The sequence below is a fragment of the Mycolicibacter senuensis genome (assembly GCF_003284925.1).
GTDB lineage: Bacteria > Actinomycetota > Actinomycetes > Mycobacteriales > Mycobacteriaceae > Mycobacterium > Mycobacterium algericum_A.
In genome coordinates this window covers 1-2169 of sequence record NZ_QMEX01000269.1, presented here as the reverse complement: position 1 = coordinate 2169, position 2169 = coordinate 1, and the positions used below count along the sequence as shown (strand labels likewise).

At 69.8% G+C, this 2169-nt stretch carries 3 protein-coding genes and 1 pseudogene; 3 read left to right on the top strand and 1 reads right to left on the bottom strand.

The window, feature by feature from the left end; all coding sequences use genetic code 11:
• Both DQP56_RS23965 and hpt read left to right on the top strand, forming a co-directional pair.
• Positions 1-172, top strand: a pseudogene (locus DQP56_RS23965) (tRNA lysidine(34) synthetase TilS); the annotation flags it as partial.
• Between the two features lie 194 nt (positions 173-366).
• On the top strand, positions 367-1008 hold the full coding sequence (hpt, locus tag DQP56_RS23960; RefSeq protein WP_112689564.1) for a hypoxanthine phosphoribosyltransferase: 642 nt from the start codon (positions 367-369) through the stop codon (positions 1006-1008).
• Positions 1009-1065: 57 nt separating this feature from the next.
• Here the strand turns inward: hpt and DQP56_RS23955 are convergent, their stop codons facing one another.
• Positions 1066-1812 (bottom strand): SIMPL domain-containing protein, encoded by a 747-nt coding sequence (locus tag DQP56_RS23955; RefSeq protein ID WP_112689562.1) that lies wholly within the window; start codon positions 1810-1812, stop codon positions 1066-1068.
• Between the two features lie 66 nt (positions 1813-1878).
• Between DQP56_RS23955 and DQP56_RS23950 the strand changes: the two genes are divergently transcribed.
• Positions 1879-2169: helix-turn-helix domain-containing protein (locus DQP56_RS23950; protein WP_435673910.1), on the top strand; the 291-nt coding region annotated here is incomplete at its 3' end.

The window sequence follows — 2169 nt, the reverse complement described above, 5'->3', positions numbered from 1 at the left end:
GCTGGCCGGTGGCGGCCGCGGGCTGACCGACTTGCAGATTCGCGCGGTGGATCGGCTGGTCACGCAGTGGCGCGGCCAGGGTGGGGTGGCGGTCGGATCGGAGCTGCGCGGTGAGCGGCTGTTCGCCGTCCGCGACGACGGCGTGCTGCGGCTGCGCCGGGAGCCGGTCTGAGCATCGGGAGTGATGTTGTGCGCTGGGCTTGACTCGGCGGTTCAGCTTCGGCTCTCCTGCGTCGAGCTCGCTAACCGCGGGGTTTTTGCGGCGGTTCAGCTTCGGCTCTCCTGCGTCGAGCCTCGCTAACCGCGGGGTTTTTGCGGCGGTTCAGCTTCGGCTCTCCTGCGTCGAGCCTCGCTAACCGCCGGGAGTTGGTCGTCGCACGCCTTGCATGGCACGCTGTGCTGGTGGCTGCGTTCTCGCCGGGGGAGACACCCGAGTCGTACGCGGGCGACATCAAATCGGTGCTGCTGACCGAGCAGCAGATTCGCGCCCGCACCGCCGAACTGGGCGCGCAGATCGCCGCCGACTACTCCGACGGCTCGAGGCCGGTCAGGCAGGGTGAAAGCGGAGATCTACTGCTGATCACCGTGCTCAAGGGCGCCGTGCTGTTCGTCACCGATCTGGCCCGCGCCATCCCGCTGCCCACCCAGTTCGAGTTCATGGCCGTCAGCTCCTACGGTTCCTCCACGTCCTCGTCAGGCGTGGTGCGCATCCTCAAGGACCTGGACCGCGACATCAGCGATCGTGACGTGCTGATCGTCGAGGACGTCGTCGATTCCGGCCTGACCCTGTCGTGGCTACTGCGCAACCTGGCCGCCCGCCGGCCCCGGTCGCTGCGAGTCTGCACGCTGTTGCGCAAACCCGATGCGGCTCGCGCCGGAGTCGACATCGCCTACGTGGGTTTCGACATCCCGAATGAATTCGTGGTCGGCTACGGGCTGGACTACATCGAGCGCTACCGCGACCTGCCCTACATCGGCACCTTGGATCCGCGCATCTATCAGAGCTGATCGCCCGCCACACGGGGCGGCGGGCCGCTCACGCCCACACGGCGCGAAGCGGCGGCGTCAGGACAGTTCCCACACCGCGGTCACCGAGAAGCCCACCGTCTGCTGGCCGGGCTCCACCGGGGGCGGCGCGGCCATCGCGCGCGGCATCGGCGCCTCGACCGATGTCGGCGACGGCGTGCCACCGGCCACCTCCGAGATCGAGAGCACCCGGCCCAGCCGCAGGCCCGACAGCTGGGCGTACTGCTCGGCGCGGTCCCTGGCGTCGTTGAAGGCGCGCTCGCGGGCGTCGCGCACCAGCTGCGAATCATCCTCGATGGAGTAGCTGACCCCGTGGATCCGGGTGGCGTCCCCGCCGGCGCGCACGATCACGGCGAGCACCTGGGAGGCGGATTCGCGTTCGACCTTGACCCGGATCGTGTTGCCGGCCCGGTACCCGGTGATGTTGGCCGACCCGCCGGGCTCGGCGTTGCCGTACTGCGGCTGCAGGCTGACCTGGGCGGTGCTGATGTCCTTGCGGTCCACCCCGGCGTCGATCAGCGCGTCGATCACCGCCTGCTGGCGCTCGCTGGTCTGATTCATTGCGGTGGTGACATCGGCGGCGACGAACTCGATGCCCGCCTCGGTGGTCAAGGTATCCGGGATGCCTTGCACCTCACCGGATCCGACGACAGTCACCTGCCGGGCCGGTTCCGGGCCGTCGCCGCCGGGCACGGCGTCGCAGCCGGCCAACGCGGCGGTGGCCAGGCCCGCCAGGGCCAGCGTCGTCGACCAGCGGAGGCTCATCCGGGCGCGGCGTGTCGGCATGACTGGCACCTTATCGGAGTCGGGGGACCGGGTCTTGCCAAAAGCCCGATGCGGCACACTGGGACGATGACCGTTGCCCCCGCCAGAGCGCTGTCCAACGCCATCGAAGCCTTCGCCGGGCAGGTGTATTTCGCACCGGAGTGTCACCGCGGCTACGCGGCGCTCGGTTTCGGGGCCAGTCCGGGGACATCCGGTGGCGTCGAACTGCCCGACGGCCCGGCCTACTTCTGTAGTCGCGGCTCGGCGCTCGGACAGGCCTCCGGGCAGGTGATCGCCGCGACCTTCGGGGTGTTCAACCCGGCGGTGGTGGTTCCGGCGGTCGACTACGGCTGGACGCTCACCGACGCGCCGGCCATC

Coding starts and splice junctions, on each gene's coding strand:
- DQP56_RS23955 (WP_112689562.1), bottom strand. CDS start 1,812: ATGCCGACACGCCGCGCCCGGATGAGCCTCCGCTGGTCGACGACGCTG.